The sequence below is a fragment of the Luteibacter jiangsuensis genome, from assembly GCF_011742555.1.
Taxonomy (GTDB): domain Bacteria; phylum Pseudomonadota; class Gammaproteobacteria; order Xanthomonadales; family Rhodanobacteraceae; genus Luteibacter; species Luteibacter jiangsuensis.
Genome location: NZ_JAAQQR010000002.1, coordinates 41,198 through 57,181, shown reverse-complemented (window position 1 = coordinate 57,181; position 15,984 = coordinate 41,198). Strand labels below are relative to the sequence as shown.

Sequence of the window (15,984 nt, the reverse complement as noted above, 5' to 3'; positions counted from 1 at the left end):
CCATGACGATCACGGTTTACGGCCTGCCCGCCTGCGACACCTGCAAGAAGGCGCGCAACTGGCTCACGCGCTTCGGTGTGGAGCACGAGTTCGTGGATTACCGGGCGAACCCGGTTCCCGCGGCGACGCTGAAAACATGGGCGGAAAAGCTCGGTGGCTGGGAAAAGCTGGTGAACAAGGCGTCCACCACCTGGCGCACGTTGCTCCCGCAGCGCAAGGATCCGCGCACGGACCCGGAGTGGACCTTGTTGCTCAAGGAGTATCCGGCGCTGATCAAGCGACCGGTGGTTGTGGAAGGCGACGAGGTCACCGTCGGTTTCACCGACAATGCGTTCAAGAAGCGGTTCGGACACATCCACATCCACCCCTAGATATCATGTCGCCAGTACTAGATTTGGCCCACGATCTGATCCGTCGCCGTTCGGTCACCCCCGACGATGCCGGTTGCCTGCCGTTGATCGCGAACCGTCTCGAAGCGGTCGGCTTTCGCATCGAACACCTCCGCTACGGCGACGTCGACAACCTCTGGGCCACGCACGGCGGCGAAGGCCCCGTGCTCGCCTTCCTCGGCCACACTGACGTCGTGCCCACGGGCCCAGAGGATCGCTGGGCATCGCCGCCCTTCGAGCCCACGGAGCGCGAGGGACTGCTCTACGGCCGCGGTGCCGCCGACATGAAGGGCTCGGTGGCCGCGATGGTCGTGGCGCTCGAACGCTTCGTCGTCGCGCATCCCGACCATGCCGGCACGGTCGGCCTGCTGCTGACCAGCGACGAGGAAGGCGTGGCCTTGCACGGCGTGCGCGAAGTGGTCGAGCACTTCACCCGCACCGGGCAATGTATCGACGCTTGCGTGGTGGGCGAGCCTTCGGCGAAGGCCAAGCTCGGCGACCTTATTCGGGTGGGGCGTCGCGGCTCGCTTTCGGGCACGCTCACCGTTCGTGGTGTGCAGGGGCACGTGGCGTATCCGGACAAGGCGAAGAACCCGATCCACGCATTCGCCCCGGCGCTCGCCGCGCTCGCTGCGGAACGCTGGGACGAAGGCAACGCGGACTTTCCGCCCACGTCGTTCCAGGTATCCAACGTCCATGCAGGCACGGGGGCCAACAACGTCATTCCGGGCGAGCTCGTCGCGCTGATCAACTTCCGTTACGCCACGGCGAGCACCGCCGACGAATTGCGCGAGCGCACGGAAGCCATCCTTCGCGCCCACGGCGTGGATTTCACCATCGAGTGGCATCTGTCGGGGCGTCCGTTCCTTGCCACGCCGGGTGGGCGGTTGCGCGAGGTCGTGGTGAACGTCTGCCGCGACCTGTGCGGCACCGATCCCGAGCAGAGCACGGGCGGCGGCACGTCGGACGGTCGCTTCATCGCCCCCATGGGTGCCGAGGTGATCGAACTGGGGCCCGTCAACGCCACCATCCACAAGGTGGACGAGTGTGTGTCGATCGCCGATCTGGAGCGGTTGCCGGACCTTTACGAGGCAATCTGCGAGCGCATGCTGCTCGATCCCGTCAGTCCGCCGGAAGCGCGCCCGGGCGTTTAGGGAACACCGCGATCATGCCCGCGTAAGGCTTCGTCATGAAGGCCGGCGCACCGGTGTAGCCCGCTTCGGGCGTGTAGAACTGCGAGATCGTGCCGTCGAGGAACAAGGCGTCGCGGCAGCCGATCGCGTCGCGGAACAGGCGCGCGAAGCTGTGGAAGTTCACCGGGGCCCGGCTCACCACGAAGACGACCTCGCGCGGGGTTTTCGCGCAGACGCCGCTGCGCCATTTCATGCTGTCTGAGCCGTTCTCGAACTGCGGGTTGATCTCGCCGTCGATCACGAGCATGGGGCCCGACTGCGTGGCCCAGCGAGGCTTGCGGCCCGCGGCGCGAAAGGCGTCGCTGGTGCGCACTTCCGCGCTGCCGTCGTCGTAGACCGCGAAGACGCCGTTGGGCAGCAGCGAGAAATTGCCCGAGCGCGGGTTGCCATGCGCGAGGTTGAGCGGCACCACGGTCTTGCCGTTCTCCACATATAGCCCAAGCGGCTTGAACTCGCGGTCGTAGATGCCGGCGTTGGCGGCGAAGGCGAGCGTGCGGCCCTTGCCGGCAGTCCATGTCTTCAGCGCTTCCAGGCCGCCGAAGGGCTGGCCGTTATCCGGGTTGCGCCAGTAGAGCTCGATATCGTCCTTGCGCGTGTCCACCGTGACCGCGAAGTACGACTGGCTGTCGAAGGTGAGGTCGCGGCCTTCCACGGCGTCGGCCGGACTCGCACAGCCCGCCAGCGCGGCGATGCTGCCGGCGGCGAGGATGCGGATCGTGGCGCGGTTCAACAAAAGGGGGATAGTGGGATGGAGCATTCGACGATGGTCGCCGGGCGCGGCGTCCCGCGCAAGCTGCGCTGCGGCGGTTTGCTGACGCAGGGCGTAAACTCCCTGGTTTTTCCTCCCTTTCCCCACCGCCATGCCCTATACGCCCATCGTCGCCACGCTCGGCTATGTCCTTTCGCCTGATGGCAGCCACGTCCTCATGATCCATCGCAACGCCCGCCAGGACGACATGCACCTGGGGAAGTACAACGGGCTCGGCGGCAAGATGGAGCCGGGCGAGGACATCGCCGCCTGCATGCGGCGCGAGATCAGGGAGGAAGCCGGCATCGAATGCACCGAGATGAGCCTGCGCGGCACCCTGAACTGGCCCGGCTTCGGCAAGCAGGGCGAAGACTGGCTCGGATTCATCTTCGTCGTCACGCGCTTCGAGGGCACGCCGCTCACGTCGAACCATGAGGGCGCGTTGGAATGGGTGCCCGTGGAAAAGCTGGACGCCCTGCCGATGTGGGAAGGCGACCGCCATTTCCTGCCGCTCGTCTTCGACGCCGACCCGCGCCCGTTTCACGGCGTGATGCCGTACAAGGACGGGCGCATGATCTCCTGGCACGTCACGCGGCTGTGAAAAAAGAAGCAAGCTCTAGAAGAAGCAAGCTTTAGAAGCAAGCTTTAGAAGCAAGCTTTAGAAGCAAGCTTTAGAAGCAAGCTTTAGAAGCAAGCTTTAGAAGCAAGCTTTGTGTGGGAGCCGCTTCAGCGGCGATGGATGCTCGCGGCAAGCTCGCCCGCTGCCGCGGGATCGCCGGCATAGCCGGCTCCCACAAGAACAGGCTCCTCACATGAACCGGTTCCCGGCGAAACCCGCGCGCGCGTCAGCCCGTGGTTTCGATCCGCTCCACGCGGCGTAGCCCGCGTGGCAGCACGCCACCGCGCGTGGCGCGGCTGCCGCCGTATTCCACCAGGTCGGCCCACTTCAGCGTGAGCTTCCGCTGGCCGGCGTAGAGCGTGACCTCGCCCTTGCCCTCGGCCACGACGGCGACGCCCACCACGCGTTCCTCGCCCGAGACCAGCTTGGCCTTGGGAATCTCGATGAGCTTGTTGCCCTTGCCCTTGTCGAGTTCCGGCAACTCGGCCACCGAGAACATCAGCAGGTGGCCCTCGCCGGTGACGACCACGATGCGGTCGCGCGACGGGTCGGCCGTGATGGCCGGTGCGACCACGCGTGCGCCTTCGCTGAGCGTGATGATCTGCTTGCCCGCCTTCTGGCGCCCTGTGAGCGCCTCGAAGCGGGTGACGAAGCCATAGCCGAAGTCGGTGGCGAGCACGATGCGCGTGTCGTTGTCCGCCGCCACCACGGCGTCGAAGCGCGCCCCGGCCGGCGGGCTGAACCGGCCCGTGAGCGGTTCGCCGTTGCCTCGGGCGGACGGCAGCGTGTGCGCGGGCGTGGCATAGGCGCGGCCCGTGGAGTCGATGAAGGCCACCTGCTGCGTGGTGCGCGCACGCGAAACTGCCAGCAGGCTGTCGCCGTCGCGGTAGGACAGGGCCTCGCCGTCGATCTCATGGCCCTTGCCGGCACGGACCCAGCCCTTCTGCGAGAGGACCACAGTGACCGGCTCGGAAGCGACCAGCGCGCTTTCGTCCAGCGCCTGCGCCACGCTGCGCTCGACCAGCGGCGAGCGGCGCGCGTCGCCGTACTTTTCGGCGTCGCCGCGCAGTTCTTCCTTGATGAGGCCCTTGAGCTTCGCCGGAGATTTCAGCAGCACGTTGATGCGCGCGCGTTCCTCCTCCAGCTTGTCGCGTTCCTCGTTGATCTTCATTTCCTCGAGACGGGCCAGCTGGCGCAGCTTCGTCTCCAGGATGTAATCGGCCTGTTCCTCGTCGAGACGGAAGCGGGCGATGAGCACCGGCTTCGGCTCTTCCTCGGTGCGGACGATGCGGATCACCTCGTCGATGTTGAGGTAGGCGATGCGCAGCGCCTCGAGCATGTGCAGGCGACGCTCGACGCGGCCGAGGCGATGGTTGAGCCGCCGGGTGACCGTATCGGTACGGAAGCGCAGCCATTCGCCAAGGATCGTCTTCAGGTCCTTGACCTGCGGACGGCCGTCGAGGCCGATCATGTTGAGGTTGATGCGGAAGCTCTTCTCCAGGTCCGTGGTGGCGAAGAGGTGCTGCATCATTTCGTCGACGTCCACACGGTTCGACCGGGGGACCAGCACGAGGCGGATGGGGTTCTCGTGATCGGACTCGTCGCGCAGGTCTTCCAGCATCGGCAGCTTCTTCGCGCGCATCTGCGCGGCGATCTGCTCGAGGATCTTCGATGGCGAAACCTGGTGCGGCAGGGCCGTGATGACGATGTTGCCTTCGTCGCGTTCGTACACGGCCCGGGCGCGGACGGAGCCCACGCCGTTCTGGTACATCGCCAGGATTTCCTTGCGCGGCGTGATGATCTCCGCCGTGGTCGGATAATCCGGGCCCTGGACGTGCTCGCACAGGTCCGTGACGGTGGCGTCGGGATCGTCGAGCAGACGGATGCAGGCGCTGGCGACCTCGCGCAGGTTGTGCGGCGGGATGTCGGTGGCCATGCCTACCGCGATGCCCATCGAACCGTTCAGCAGTACGTGCGGCACCCGGGCCGGCAGCCAGGAGGGTTCCTCCATGGTGCCGTCGAAGTTCGGTACCCAGTCGACGGTGCCGTGGCCGAGTTCGGAGAGCAGCACCTCGGCGATCGGCGTGAGGCGAGATTCCGTGTAACGCATGGCCGCGAAGCTCTTCGGATCGTCCGGCGAGCCGAAATTGCCGTGGCCGTCCACCAGCGGATACCGGTACGAGAACGGCTGGGCCATGAGCACCATGGCCTCGTAGCAGGCCGAGTCGCCATGCGGGTGGAACTTGCCGATCACGTCGCCGATGGTGCGCGCGGATTTCTTGGGCTTGGCCGTGGCCCCGAGGGCCAGTTCGCTCATGGCGTACACGATGCGGCGCTGGACCGGCTTCAGGCCGTCGCCCACGAAGGGCAGGGCGCGGTCCAGCACCACGTACATCGAATAGTCGAGGTAGGCCCGCTCGGCGTATTCCTTGAGCGGGATCTGTTCGTAATTGGCTTGCAAATTCATGGGTTTGTGTATCCGGCAGGCGCGCCACAGCGCGTCGATAACCGGACGATGTTGCCAGAAACCCGTCTCAGGAGCGAAGACCGGCGCGTGCGGACGGGCTGGTTACCTGTGGGAGCCGGCTCCGCCGGCGATCCCGCGGCAGCGGGCAAGGCCGCCGCCAGCACCCATCGCCGCTGAAGCGGCTCCCACACAACGCTCGCACGCTTGTGGGGAAACCTCTGTGCTTGGGAGGGCTTCTGAAAAAGACAGTTGCTCTCACAAAAGTGCCGCTCAGTTCAGCGGCCTGCCTGCGTCCACGTCCTTCAGGAACTTGATCAGGCCCGTGAAGTACGTTTTCTGGTCGTCGTACATCGCCAGGTGCGAGCCCTGGGGGCACAGGAGGAAGCGGGCATCCGGCATCTTCTTCGCCATGGCGGCCATGTACTTCGGGTCCATGGTGTCGTACTGCGCGCCGATCACCAGCGTCGGCACCTTGATGGTCTTCAACGCCTCGCTACGGTCCCAGTGCAGCAGCTTGCCGCTTGCGCCCAGTTCGCTGGGGCCCTGCATCGAGACGTAGATCTGCTCGTTGATGTGGCCGAAGGCGCGCTCCACCGGTTCAGGCCACTGCGCGGCGGGCATGCGGAGGATGTGCTTTTCGTAATGCATGGGCATCAGGATGGCCATGTACGCCGGATCCTGGGTCTTGTGCTCGGCCTCGAGACGCTTCACCTCGGCCAGCTTCTTCTGATCCATGGCTGGCATCAGCACCTTGCTGGCGTATTCGTTGTACGCCGGAATGCTGTCCATCATGTTCGAGATGATCAGGCCCTTCAGGTGTTGCGGGTACTTCAGCGCGTATTCGATGGCGAGCACGCCGCCCCAGGAATGCCCGAGGACGAAGAAGTTGTCCTTGTCCAGGTGCAGCGCCTTGCGCACCTGCTCCACCTCGTCGACGAAGCGTGGGATTTCCCACAGCGAGGGATCGGTGGGCTTGTCGCTGAAGGCCGAGCCGAGCTGGTCGTAGTAGTAGTACTCGATGCCCGCACCGGGGAAATAGCTGTCGAAGGCTTCGAAGTACTCGTGCGTGGCGCCCGGGCCGCCGTGCAGCAACAGGACCTTGATCGTCGGGTTGTTGCCTACCCGCTTCGTCCAGACCCGGAACTTGCCCTTGGGCGTGTCGATGACGATGGACTTCTGGCCGCCCGAAAGCACGTCGTCGCGGCCGGTGTTGTCGAAGTACGAGCTGGTGCCGGCCGCGGGCGGCGTGGCGGCGTGCGCACAAAGCGCGGCGAAGGCAAACAGGGCGGCAATGACGAGGCGGCGCATGGCGTACTCCGGCTAGGGTGGCCGCATCATCCCCGGGCGGCCCCCGGTGGGCAACCCTCAAACGGGGCCAGAAGGCGATCGAGCGGCGTTAGCCGCTCAAAGCTCGAAGGTCGCCTGCACCGGGAAATGATCCGACGGATAGCGTCCGTCCTTCGACGTCGTGATGGTCTGCACGGACTTGGCCGTCACGCCGCTGGAGAGAATCCAGTCGATGCGCTTGGTCGGCTTGCCGGTGAAGTTGTGGAAGGTGTCCGCCGGGCCTTCGCGCTTCGGCGCGGTTTCCCAGGCATCTTTCAGCGACGCCGTGAGTTCCTTGTGCGCTTCGCCGTCGGGGCCGGTGTTGAAGTCGCCGGTGACGATGACAGGGACGCCCTTCGGCAGCTTGGCGATCCATGCCGCGAGCAGTTTGCCGCAGCGCGTGCGGATGTCCTCGTCCTGGTCGCGGTAGGGCAGGTGGGTGTCGAGCAGATAGAACTGCTTGTGATCGGAAAGCCGTTCGAACAGCGCCCAGTTCACCATGCGCGGCATGGGGTTGCCCCAGTCCATGGTGCCTGGTTTGTCCGGTGTGCTGGAAAACCAGAAGTCGCCGGACTTGATGAGCTTCAAGGCGTCCTTGCGATAGAAGATGCCCATGTGTTCGTCGGTGTGTTTGCCGTAGCGATCGCGTCCGAACCATGTGTATTCCGGAAGGCGTTCGACGGTGTCGTCGCCCTGCTGCTTGTAGAGCTCCTGCGTGCCGATGACGTCGGGATGCATTTTCCGGATGGTGTCGGCGAAGAGGTCGCGGCGGAATTCCCAGCCGTTCGGCCCGTCCTTGCCGGTCATGGTGCGCACGTTGAAGGTCATCACTTTCAGTTCCGCCGCGGCGGAAGGCAGTGCGAAGGCGACGATGGCGGCGGCGAAGAAGAGTCGGGAAAGGCGAGTCATGGGCACCGGCTTCTTGGGGACGAGCATCCGACTATAACGTCGGATGGAGCGCTTTTTTGCCGCGCAGTGCACATGCTCCCGATGTGGGATGATTCGTTTCTTTCGACAAGTCGTTGCCTCCGATGGAAAAAGGAGCCAAGCGGGAAAAACTTTCGAATGGCCGCAAGGCGGTCATCGCCGTGGTGGCAGCGGCCTTTATCGCTTCCGCCACCACGGCCATGCTCGCCTTCACCGCGTCGCACCGTGCGCGCGAGAGGGACGCGAAGGCGCTGGCGGCGGATACGGCCGATCTGCGCGGCGAACTCGTCACCTGGCAGGCAGTCGTGCGCGACACCATGGCTGCCGCGCCTCAGGACCGCCAGCCTTACATAGACAGGCTCGTGGGCCATACGCAGGGCCTTTCGGTCTGGAAACCGCGCACGCCCTGCGGCCGCGCGGCGCGCGACAACCTCGCTCGCGCCATGGAAGACCACGTGCGTGCCTTCTTGCGGGGCGAAACCGCGCCGCTGGACGCCGGCGAGTCGCGCGCGCTGGACGCGGGCTTGCGCGAATGCGAAGCGACGCGAGGAAGAGACGTCGACGGCTGAACGGTTACGCCGCCGTAACAACGTTCGTGGTAACGGTGCGTATTCGGAAGAGGCACCATCCATGAACGACGCAGGCCGTCCGTTCCGCATCTTCATCTTCTATCCGGGCATGAACGAGCGCGTATGGCGTGTCCTGCTCCCCGGCGGGGCGAAACATCTCTTTCCTACCGAAGGCCGGGCCGTGGAATTCGCATTGGCGTCCGCGTCCTCGGTAACCGCAGGCCGCATGCGCCGTGTGGAGGTGCTGAAAGAGACACTGTCCGGCGGCTGGATGGTGCTGGCGCGTCCGGCTGCGCAGTAGCACTAGCCAGCCGCTCTCATCTTCGATGGATTCGAGAGCCGGAATCACCCGGGGCCATCGCTCGCGGCCGCGAGAAGCGGCAGCAACACATCGCTGATGGGGGTCGGGATGCCGCGGGCCCGGCCACGACGCGCGATGACGCCGTTACGCGTATCCCATTCGAGCGGCCTGCCTGCTTCCCGATCCGTAAGGATGGACGTGCCCATGTCGGCCGGCGACGCGAGAAACCTGTCGAGGATCGCCTGCGGCACCTCGTCGCCAAGTTCGGCGCCCTCGGCACGGGCCACGGCAAGACACTCCTGCAGATAAGCCAGGGTAAGCCGGGAGATGTCGGCACGGGCGAACATGCCCGAGCGGCGGTGCGTCAGCGCCATGAGCCCGGCCGCCGCGTTCTGCAGCAGCTTGCGCCAGGCCAGGGATCTGAAATCCGCGGCGAGCTCGACGAGACACCGGGTGTCTCGCAATGCTTCTGCGATCAGGCGGGAAAGGGGCGTGTCCGGCAAGCTGAGGCGCACGTCGCCGCGCAAGCGCACGGAGCCATCGGTCTGCGTCTGCGCAGGAAACCACACGACAGCGGGAACGACCTTGCCGGATCGAACATGCGGGGAGACCGTCTCCAACTGTTCGACGCCGTTTTGCAGAACGCACACAACCGTCTCCGGACCGGTCAAAGCGGCGAGCCAGTCTGCCGCCGCCTCGGTCTGTGTCGCCTTGACGGCGAAAAAGACGATATCGACCGCGCGGCCGATCTGTTCCGGATCGGTCCGGACGGGGCCGGGAACGGTGACGAGGCGGTCGCCATCGTGAAACGTCAGAGAGTCGCGTGATGTGCGGCCGCAGAGCACGGGTGTGCGGCCAGCCTCCTGCATGACTCCCGCAATGGTGGTGCCAATCGCACCGGGGCCGACGATAGCGACGGACGTCATGGCTTCTGTATCCAAGTAGGGCCTCCTTTGGCTCCGCCGCAGCCGCCGCAGCCGCCGGTCCGGGCGACGGTTGCGACGTCGGCTGCGCGAGGTAATATATTACCTATGAATACCGAATATGGTAATGAAATTACAGGAGACGAAGAGCGCCTGGGGCAATGGATCGGAAGCATCCAGGCTCGCAGTGGCGATCTCCCTGCCAGCGAGGCGAAGGTCGTCGCCCTCCTTCTTACCGATCCCTTGTTCGTCGGCGTGAGTACCGTGGCGCAAGTGGCCGCTCGGGCCGGGGTATCGCCACCGAGCGTGGTCCGTGCCGCGCGCGCGATCGGATTCGGCGGGTTCACCGAACTCAAGATCGAGATCGCCCGCGCACGCGGCACCACGAGGTTCTTCGCGCCACCTGAAGCGCTGGCCCCGGATTCGACGTCCGCCGCCGTGCTCGAAACCTCCATTCGCGCAGGCACCGACGCTCTGACCGCGCTCGCCGGGGCCATCGAACTCCCCGCGTTCGAGAAGGCGGTCGATACGATCTTCTCTGCACGACAGCTGCTCGTGTTCGGTGCGGCGTCTTCGGCCACCGTGGCGGCCGATGCGGTGTTCCGCCTGCGCGCGGTCGGCGTGACGACCATCGGCATCGCCGATCACCTCTCGGCGATGATCGCGGCGCGTCTGCTTGGCCCCGGCGATGTCATGCTCGCCGTCAGCTCGACAGGCCGGACCTCGACGACGCTGGCCGTTGCCGATGCGGCTTCCTCCGCCGGCGCCTCGCTCATCGCCATCACCAATCAGTACAGCACGCCGCTGGCGAATCTCGCCGACGTCGCACTCGTCGTCGGCGGTGCGCCATTGCCGGCGCAGATGGCCGCGGCAGGGAGTCGCCTGGCTCAGCTGGTCGTCGTCGACGCGTTGGTCGCTGCCATTGCGCTACGCGATGCGGGGCGAAGCGCGAGAGCCGAGCGTGCAGGTATCGATCTGCCCGACATCTCCTGATGCAGCCTGCCGTTGTCGCGATGGTGCTGGCCGCGGCGGTGGCGCACGCGGTGTGGAACCTCGCCTCGAAGTACAAGCGGGGCGATACCTTGCTCTTCGTGTGGGCCTATACCTGCGCGTCGGTGCTGTGGTGCGTCCCGGCCGCCATCGCCCTCACGGCAAAGGAACCGCTGGCGCTCGACTGGCGCCTTGCGGTGGGCGTGGCCGTATCCGCCGCGCTGCACGTCGCGTACTCCATGGCCTTGCAAGCCGGATACGACCGGGCCGAACTTGGCGTGGTCTATCCGGTGGCCCGCGGCACCGCACCGATGCTCACGATGGTGTGCGCGGTCCTCCTGCTTGGGGAACGGCTCAGCGTGATCGCCGTGGCTGGCGCGCTGCTCATCGTCACGGGCATCCTCGTCGTCACCGGCAATCCGTTTGGAAGCGGTAGCCGCCGGCCCCTGGAGGGAACGTTGTGGGGCACGGCCACCGGCGCCACCATCGCCGGTTACACGCTGTGGGACAGCTATTCGGTGACATCGTGGCATCTGCCGCCCGTGGGCTACTACGCCGGCACGCTGCTGGTGCAGCTCTTGATCCTGACCCCCGCCGCGCTGCGTCGCCGACATCGATTAGCGGAGGTGTTACGCGCGGACGGCGTGCCGATCGTCGTCGTGGCCGTCTTCTCGCCGCTCGCATACATGCTCGTTCTCACGGCGATGCAGAGGGCCCCCGTGGCGCTTGTTGCGCCACTGCGCGAGTCGTCGATCGTCGTCGGCGCCCTGCTCGGATACTGGCTCTTCCGCGAAAACCATCTCGCACGCCGTATTGGCGGGGCGGTGGTCGTGCTGGCCGGGATCGCTGCGATCAGTTCGTGCCGATAGGGGCAGGGACCACGCGCAATAGAACGACACCGTGGCGAGGCACCGTGCCGGTAAAGGCACTGCCCGGCGTAACGGCAGTGTGCCGCCAGAGGTCGCGCGCGGCGACTCCGTGGCCGAAGCGGTCGCCCAAACGCCGCCAATCCAGGCCGACCTTCGCGGTCTGATCGCCGCGGTTGAAAAACCCGACGACGATCGATCCATCGCTCATGTCGCGCACGAGCACCTCGACCTCGCCACGCGTCTCCAGGCGTCGGGCGGGCGTTCCGGCAGGATCCTGATCCACTGCGATCACTTCGCGGTTGAGCAGGATCTCTTTCGTGACGGTATTCATGGTGCGCAGGTCGTTACCGGCCAGCAGCGGTGCGGGAAGGATGGACCACAGGCTCATCTGTGTGCGGTATTCGTCCGCGGTCATGCCTCCGTTGCCGATCTCGAGCATGTCCGGATCGTTCCAGTGGCCAGGCCCCGACCACGCGGTGAGGTCCAGCTGTCGAAAGCCGCGCTTCGACATGGATTCCCAGTTGTCGCTGATGTCGGGCGTCGTGCGCCACATGTTCGCGCCCGTCTGCGGACCCCAGGTCCAGATATCGAAGTCGCCCGATTGCGAGAGGCTGTACACGATGGGGCGGCCGGTCTTTTGCAGCGCATGACCCATGCGCCGAAAAAGCGCTTCCTGGTTCCCGCGCGTTACCGGATAGAGAAGAGTGGCTCCGCAGTAATCGTATTTGAGGAAATCGACGCCCCAAGCCGCGAACGTGCGAGCGTCCTGATCCTCGTGACCATGACTGCCGGCGAACCCGGCGCACGTCTTCCCGCCGGGCGAAGAGTAAATGCCAAGCTTCAATCCACGCGCGTGCACGTAAGCCGCCAGTGCGGACATGTCCCCGAATTTGTCGTTCGGTCGTATCGCGCCGGAGGCGTCGCGCTCGCCCTCCCAGGTGTCGTCGATGTTGACGTACACATACCCAGCGTCGCGCATGCCCGTGGCGACCATCGCGTCCGCCATATCGCGCACGTCGGCCGCGGTGATGCGGCCCGCGAAATGATTCCAGCTGTTCCAGCCCATCGGGGGCGTGCGTGCAAGCCCGTTGGCGGGAACGGTGTCCTCCGCGGGGACGTTCGTCAGTGCGCTGTCTGCAAGGAGATTCCAGCTCGACACCATGGACAAAAGGGCGACGGAGAGGCGAACGGTTTGGCGTGGCGTCATGCGGCGTCCTTGGAAGGTCAGGTGGCACCGCATCCTATCCGATACGTCGCGTTGCCCGGGTGGACGGGAAAAAGCGCGCGCCGCATGTCGCATCCGCCAGCGCAACCTATACCGGAGACCACGCTGTCGAGCCCGCCGGTCTGGTACCAGCGCTGGTTCCACCATCCACGGGCAGCGTTTGAGTGCGGTAATGGCAATCTGCTGTTCGTCCGTCGTAGTGTGTCCCAGCGCCATCGCGGCTCGCCGTGCCAGCACCCGTCGAGTTCGTGCAAGGTGTCACCCGTTTCCTAATTGAGGACTGAATCATGAACCAGCGCGTTCGTCGAGTGCCGGGGGACAATCATCCGATTTCAATCGAGGCCGAGTCTCTGCGAGTGAGAGTAATGGCTGGCGGTCGGCTCATTGCCGACTCGTCTCGCGCGCTCGTGCTACGTGAAGCGAGCTATCCGCCTGTTCATTACATCCCACGGGAGGACGTGGACATGTCGGCGCTGGTTCGCTCCGACCGTACGACCTATTGCCCGTACAAGGGAGACTGCAGTTACTACTCGATTCCCGCGGGAGGTGATCGGGCGCTCTATGCGGTTTGGACCTATGAGAACCCGTTCGATGCCGTGGCCGCGATAGGGCGACATCTCGCGTTCTATCCCGAACGCGTCGACAGCATCACTCTGCGCGCGGCGCAGTGACACACGGAACAGACCCAGCGAGGCTTTAATGAACCGGCTCTCGGGAAATCAGCTCTCTGCCTGAAACCATCCGCGAGGCGTGTGCTTGGTCAGCGAGGAGCGGTGGATGGGCGACAGGGATGGACCTTGCGATATTTGGTTCTCCTCTGTTTAGATCTTCCTGATCGCGGTGAGGCCGCGGTGGCAGTAACGGGAGACCATCACAGCGAGTGGTAATAAAAAAGGCCCGCAGAAATGCAGGCCTTTGAAAGAATGGTGGCTCGGGACGGAATCGAACCGCCGACACGGGGATTTTCAATCCCCTGCTCTACCAACTGAGCTACCGAGCCACGGGTGCCTGCAACGATCGTTGCGGCGAGTGGAGCCGCGTATTAAATCGGGTGCGGGCGTCGGCGTCAAGCGTCCCGTTCGGGCGGAATGTAACCGGCGGGCTGGGCCACGTCGCCGCCGAAGAAGTATTTCTCCATCTCGCCGCTCAGGAACGTGCGTGTCTTCGGCTCCAGCGGCGACAGGCGCATCTCGTTGATAAGCATGGTCTGGTGGGACAGCCACTGGGCCCAGGCTTCCTTCGACACGTTGTCGTAGACGCGCTTGCCGAGCTCGCCGGGCCAGGGCGCGAAATCGAGGCCTTCGGCCTCGCGGCCGAGTTTCACGCAGTGAACCATGCGCGTCATGGGGATATCTCCGGAAGGTTGGCGAGCAGCGTCCGCACGGGGGCCGGCAGACCGAGCGAGGCGAGTTCCTCGCGTCCGCACCAGCGGCGGTCGTCGCGGTCCGCCACGGCGGCGAGCGGGGCCGCATGGTCGAACAGGATGGGCGATACGTCCAGCCTGTAGTGGCTGAACACGTGGGTGAAGGCAGGTAGCGGATCGGCCTCGCGGACACGTGCGAGGCCGGAGGCGACCGCGCCGGCGGCATCGGCGTCGTCCGCTTCAGGCAGACTCCAAAGGCCGGACCAGACGCCTTGCGGCCCACGCTTTTCGAGCAGAACGCGGCCATGCGTGTCGCGCAACAGCAGCATGGCCAGCGAGCGCGTGGGGATTTTCTTGCCTGGCTTCGCAGTCGGTAGCGTGGCCGTGAGCCCGTCGCGGTGCGCGACGCAGGTGGCCGCGTGCGGGCAGAGCAGACACAGCGGCTTCGTACGCACGCACACCGTGGCACCGAGGTCCATGATGGCCTGCGTGTAGTCGGCGGTGCGTTCGGCCGGCGTGTGCTCGTCCGCGTGTCGCCAGAGCTGTTTTTCGACGGCGCTTTCGCCGGGATAACCGGCGATGCCGTGGTATCGCGTCAGCACGCGTTTCACGTTGCCGTCGAGAATGGGAAAGCGCATGCCGTGCGCCTGCGCGAGGATCGCTCCGGCGGTGGAGCGGCCGATGCCGGGCAGCGCCATCAATGCGTCCAGGTCGCGCGGCAGTTGCCCGCCGTGGCGCTCCACGCAGAGCTGCGCGGCGCGATGCAGGAAGCGGGCACGCCGGTAGTAACCGAGGCCGGACCACAGCGCCAGCACCGTGTCTTCATGCGCAGAGGCCAGCGACGCCAGCGTGGGCAGCGTGTCCACGAAGCGCTGGAAGTACCCGATGACAGTCACCACCTGGGTCTGCTGCAGCATGATTTCGGACAGCCACACGCGGTACGCGTCGCGCGGGTGCTGCCAGGGAAGGTCCTTCCGCCCGTGGTGGTCGTACCAGCGGAGCAGTTCGCGCGCGAAGACGTTCATGGTGCGGCGGCGGTCGATGCGGCGGCCGGTGTCTGCGGCGTCGCACGGATGCGCAGTCCTTTCATGTGCACGCTGCCGATGTCGAGGGTCTTGGCTTCGATGCTGCCGAGGACGGGCGGCAGGGTGGGCGAGCCGCCCGCCAGGATGCCGCTCCACCATTCGGTGAATCCGATCGGGGGAATGCGGATGTCCGTGCGGTCGTTGTCACCGTCGAGGCGAAGGGCGACGTAGAGCGGATCCTGCTGGTTCGCCGGCGTGATGTTGAGCGTGATGCCATAAGGCGCGCCGCTGTTCCGCGTCACGCGACCGGACAACGATGCGCCCACGTCCGCACCGCCGCGCCAGGTGGCGCCGCCGTGCAGCATGGCGGCGAAGCGCGAGTCGCTGGAGAGTCCGAGTTCGACGTCGCTCAGCGTGAGCACGCCATGCGAGAGTTGCGGCAGCGTCTCGAGTTCCAGCGAATAGGGCGTGCCGTCGGCGGTGCTGGCGGCTAGCGCGAGCGCGAACGGTATGCCGTTCGCAAGCCGTCCCGCGTCGATGTCCACATTGGACAGCAGCAACTCGTTGCCGCGCAGGAGCGTACCGCGCTCGATGCGGAAGCCCGCGTCCACCGTGGGCAGGATGGCGCCAGCCGTGGACGGGCGCGAAGGCAGGGTGTCCAGATACGCGCCCAGCGCGTCGACGTCGATGCGGGCGCCCTCCACTTCGAGCCGCGAAATGCGGGCTTCGCCGCCCATCAATGCATGCCAGGGCAGCACGAGCTTGCCGCGCGAGGCGACCAGCAACGGCTGCTCCGCACCGCTTGCCCGCACGGTGAGGCCTTCCAGCTCGAGCGCGGGTTTCGGCCACAGGGTGGGGCTGGCCGGGTTGGACAGCGTGAGTTCGAGGCCCGCGGCGCGGGCGCGCGATTGCAACAGGGAGGTGAAGCGCTCCGGCTGCAGCATGACGTAGGTGGCGACGAACGCCGCCAACAGTACCGCCACGACCAGTGCGCCGACGGCGAGAAGGCCGATTCGCAAGGGGCGCTTCATCGCCGCGGTGCCTGCATCG

At 65.8% G+C, this 15,984-nt stretch carries 17 protein-coding genes and 1 tRNA gene; 8 read left to right on the top strand and 10 right to left on the bottom strand.

Going from position 1 to position 15,984, the window contains the following annotated elements:
* The first annotated feature begins 2 nt into the window (after positions 1-2).
* Both HBF26_RS03880 and dapE read left to right on the top strand, forming a co-directional pair.
* Positions 3-371 (top strand): arsenate reductase, encoded by a 369-nt coding sequence (locus HBF26_RS03880; RefSeq protein ID WP_167123284.1) that lies wholly within the window; start codon positions 3-5, stop codon positions 369-371.
* A gap of 5 nt (positions 372-376) precedes the next feature.
* Complete coding sequence (gene dapE / locus HBF26_RS03875) at positions 377-1,543, top strand: succinyl-diaminopimelate desuccinylase (protein WP_167123282.1); 1,167 nt, start codon at positions 377-379, stop codon at positions 1,541-1,543.
* On the opposite strand, the gene HBF26_RS03870 is transcribed toward dapE, so the two are convergent.
* A complete protein-coding gene (locus HBF26_RS03870) occupies positions 1,512-2,339 on the bottom strand; it encodes a phosphodiester glycosidase family protein (protein ID WP_167123280.1) in 828 nt (275 codons plus the stop codon). The genes dapE and HBF26_RS03870 overlap by 32 nt on opposite strands.
* 103 nt (positions 2,340-2,442) lie before the next feature.
* Here HBF26_RS03870 and HBF26_RS03865 point away from each other — a divergent pair, with 103 nt between their 5' ends.
* The gene (locus HBF26_RS03865) at positions 2,443-2,931 is read left to right on the top strand and encodes an NUDIX hydrolase (RefSeq protein WP_167123278.1); all 489 of its coding nucleotides are present in this window, start codon (positions 2,443-2,445) and stop codon (positions 2,929-2,931) included.
* A gap of 244 nt (positions 2,932-3,175) precedes the next feature.
* Here HBF26_RS03865 and parC read toward each other — a convergent pair whose 3' ends face one another.
* The 3 genes from parC to HBF26_RS03850 form a co-directional block, all read right to left on the bottom strand.
* Positions 3,176-5,416 carry a DNA topoisomerase IV subunit A gene (gene parC, locus HBF26_RS03860; protein WP_167123276.1) on the bottom strand — a complete coding sequence of 747 codons (2,241 nt, stop codon included), beginning with the start codon at positions 5,414-5,416 and terminating at the stop codon, positions 3,176-3,178.
* A gap of 270 nt (positions 5,417-5,686) precedes the next feature.
* Complete coding sequence (locus HBF26_RS03855; protein ID WP_167123274.1) at positions 5,687-6,724, bottom strand: proline iminopeptidase-family hydrolase; 1,038 nt, start codon at positions 6,722-6,724, stop codon at positions 5,687-5,689.
* 96 nt (positions 6,725-6,820) lie between these two features.
* On the bottom strand, positions 6,821-7,651 hold the full coding sequence (locus tag HBF26_RS03850) for an endonuclease/exonuclease/phosphatase family protein (protein ID WP_167123272.1): 831 nt from the start codon (positions 7,649-7,651) through the stop codon (positions 6,821-6,823).
* Positions 7,652-7,773: 122 nt separating this feature from the next.
* On the opposite strand from HBF26_RS03850, the gene HBF26_RS03845 reads away from it, so the two are divergent.
* Positions 7,774-8,238, top strand: a complete 465-nt coding sequence (locus tag HBF26_RS03845) for a hypothetical protein (protein WP_167123270.1) — start codon at positions 7,774-7,776, stop codon at positions 8,236-8,238.
* Positions 8,239-8,299: 61 nt separating this feature from the next.
* Entirely contained in the window at positions 8,300-8,539 is a 240-nt protein-coding gene (locus HBF26_RS03840; protein WP_167123268.1) for a hypothetical protein, read from the top strand.
* A gap of 44 nt (positions 8,540-8,583) precedes the next feature.
* On the opposite strand, the gene HBF26_RS03835 is transcribed toward HBF26_RS03840, so the two are convergent.
* Positions 8,584-9,480, bottom strand: coding sequence for an oxidoreductase (locus tag HBF26_RS03835; protein ID WP_167123266.1), 897 nt, complete (start codon positions 9,478-9,480; stop codon positions 8,584-8,586).
* A gap of 90 nt (positions 9,481-9,570) precedes the next feature.
* Here HBF26_RS03835 and HBF26_RS03830 point away from each other — a divergent pair, with 90 nt between their 5' ends.
* Positions 9,571-10,455 carry a MurR/RpiR family transcriptional regulator gene (locus HBF26_RS03830; RefSeq protein WP_167123264.1) on the top strand — a complete coding sequence of 295 codons (885 nt, stop codon included), beginning with the start codon at positions 9,571-9,573 and terminating at the stop codon, positions 10,453-10,455.
* The gene (locus tag HBF26_RS03825; protein ID WP_167123262.1) at positions 10,455-11,321 is read left to right on the top strand and encodes a DMT family transporter; all 867 of its coding nucleotides are present in this window, start codon (positions 10,455-10,457) and stop codon (positions 11,319-11,321) included. Before HBF26_RS03830 ends, HBF26_RS03825 begins: the two co-directional genes overlap by 1 nt.
* Here HBF26_RS03825 and HBF26_RS03820 read toward each other — a convergent pair.
* Positions 11,305-12,528, bottom strand: coding sequence for a glycoside hydrolase family 27 protein (locus HBF26_RS03820; RefSeq protein WP_240151208.1), 1,224 nt, complete (start codon positions 12,526-12,528; stop codon positions 11,305-11,307). The genes HBF26_RS03825 and HBF26_RS03820 overlap by 17 nt on opposite strands.
* Positions 12,529-12,833: 305 nt before the next feature.
* On the opposite strand from HBF26_RS03820, the gene HBF26_RS03815 reads away from it, so the two are divergent.
* Positions 12,834-13,217, top strand: a complete 384-nt coding sequence (locus HBF26_RS03815) for a DUF427 domain-containing protein (RefSeq protein ID WP_167123258.1) — start codon at positions 12,834-12,836, stop codon at positions 13,215-13,217.
* Between the two features lie 253 nt (positions 13,218-13,470).
* Here the strand turns inward: HBF26_RS03815 and HBF26_RS03810 are convergent.
* The 4 genes from HBF26_RS03810 to HBF26_RS03795 all read right to left on the bottom strand — a co-directional run bounded on the left by HBF26_RS03810 (position 13,471) and on the right by HBF26_RS03795 (position 15,953).
* A tRNA-Phe gene (locus HBF26_RS03810) sits at positions 13,471-13,546 on the bottom strand.
* A gap of 66 nt (positions 13,547-13,612) precedes the next feature.
* The gene (locus tag HBF26_RS03805) at positions 13,613-13,891 is read right to left on the bottom strand and encodes an oxidative damage protection protein (RefSeq protein ID WP_167123256.1); all 279 of its coding nucleotides are present in this window, start codon (positions 13,889-13,891) and stop codon (positions 13,613-13,615) included.
* A complete protein-coding gene (gene mutY, locus HBF26_RS03800; protein ID WP_167123254.1) occupies positions 13,888-14,934 on the bottom strand; it encodes an A/G-specific adenine glycosylase in 1,047 nt (348 codons plus the stop codon). Before mutY ends, HBF26_RS03805 begins: the two co-directional genes overlap by 4 nt.
* Complete coding sequence (locus HBF26_RS03795) at positions 14,931-15,953, bottom strand: AsmA family protein (RefSeq protein ID WP_167123252.1); 1,023 nt, start codon at positions 15,951-15,953, stop codon at positions 14,931-14,933. Before HBF26_RS03795 ends, mutY begins: the two co-directional genes overlap by 4 nt.
* Between the last annotated feature and the right edge of the window lie 31 nt (positions 15,954-15,984).

Bases quoted from the DNA above. Each gene is read 5' to 3' on its own strand.
- HBF26_RS03880 (WP_167123284.1), top strand. From the start codon at position 3: ATGACGATCACGGTTTACGGCCTGCCCGCCTGCGACACCTGCAAGAAG.
- dapE (WP_167123282.1), top strand. From the start codon at position 377: ATGTCGCCAGTACTAGATTTGGCCCACGATCTGATCCGTCGCCGTTCG.
- HBF26_RS03870 (WP_167123280.1), bottom strand. From the start codon at position 2,339: ATGCTCCATCCCACTATCCCCCTTTTGTTGAACCGCGCCACGATCCGC.
- HBF26_RS03865 (WP_167123278.1), top strand. From the start codon at position 2,443: ATGCCCTATACGCCCATCGTCGCCACGCTCGGCTATGTCCTTTCGCCT.
- parC (WP_167123276.1), bottom strand. From the start codon at position 5,416: ATGAATTTGCAAGCCAATTACGAACAGATCCCGCTCAAGGAATACGCC.
- HBF26_RS03855 (WP_167123274.1), bottom strand. From the start codon at position 6,724: ATGCGCCGCCTCGTCATTGCCGCCCTGTTTGCCTTCGCCGCGCTTTGT.
- HBF26_RS03850 (WP_167123272.1), bottom strand. From the start codon at position 7,651: ATGACTCGCCTTTCCCGACTCTTCTTCGCCGCCGCCATCGTCGCCTTC.
- HBF26_RS03845 (WP_167123270.1), top strand. From the start codon at position 7,774: ATGGAAAAAGGAGCCAAGCGGGAAAAACTTTCGAATGGCCGCAAGGCG.
- HBF26_RS03840 (WP_167123268.1), top strand. From the start codon at position 8,300: ATGAACGACGCAGGCCGTCCGTTCCGCATCTTCATCTTCTATCCGGGC.
- HBF26_RS03830 (WP_167123264.1), top strand. From the start codon at position 9,571: ATGAATACCGAATATGGTAATGAAATTACAGGAGACGAAGAGCGCCTG.
- HBF26_RS03825 (WP_167123262.1), top strand. From the start codon at position 10,455: ATGCAGCCTGCCGTTGTCGCGATGGTGCTGGCCGCGGCGGTGGCGCAC.
- HBF26_RS03820 (WP_240151208.1), bottom strand. From the start codon at position 12,528: ATGACGCCACGCCAAACCGTTCGCCTCTCCGTCGCCCTTTTGTCCATG.
- HBF26_RS03815 (WP_167123258.1), top strand. From the start codon at position 12,834: ATGAACCAGCGCGTTCGTCGAGTGCCGGGGGACAATCATCCGATTTCA.
- HBF26_RS03805 (WP_167123256.1), bottom strand. From the start codon at position 13,891: ATGACGCGCATGGTTCACTGCGTGAAACTCGGCCGCGAGGCCGAAGGC.
- mutY (WP_167123254.1), bottom strand. From the start codon at position 14,934: ATGAACGTCTTCGCGCGCGAACTGCTCCGCTGGTACGACCACCACGGG.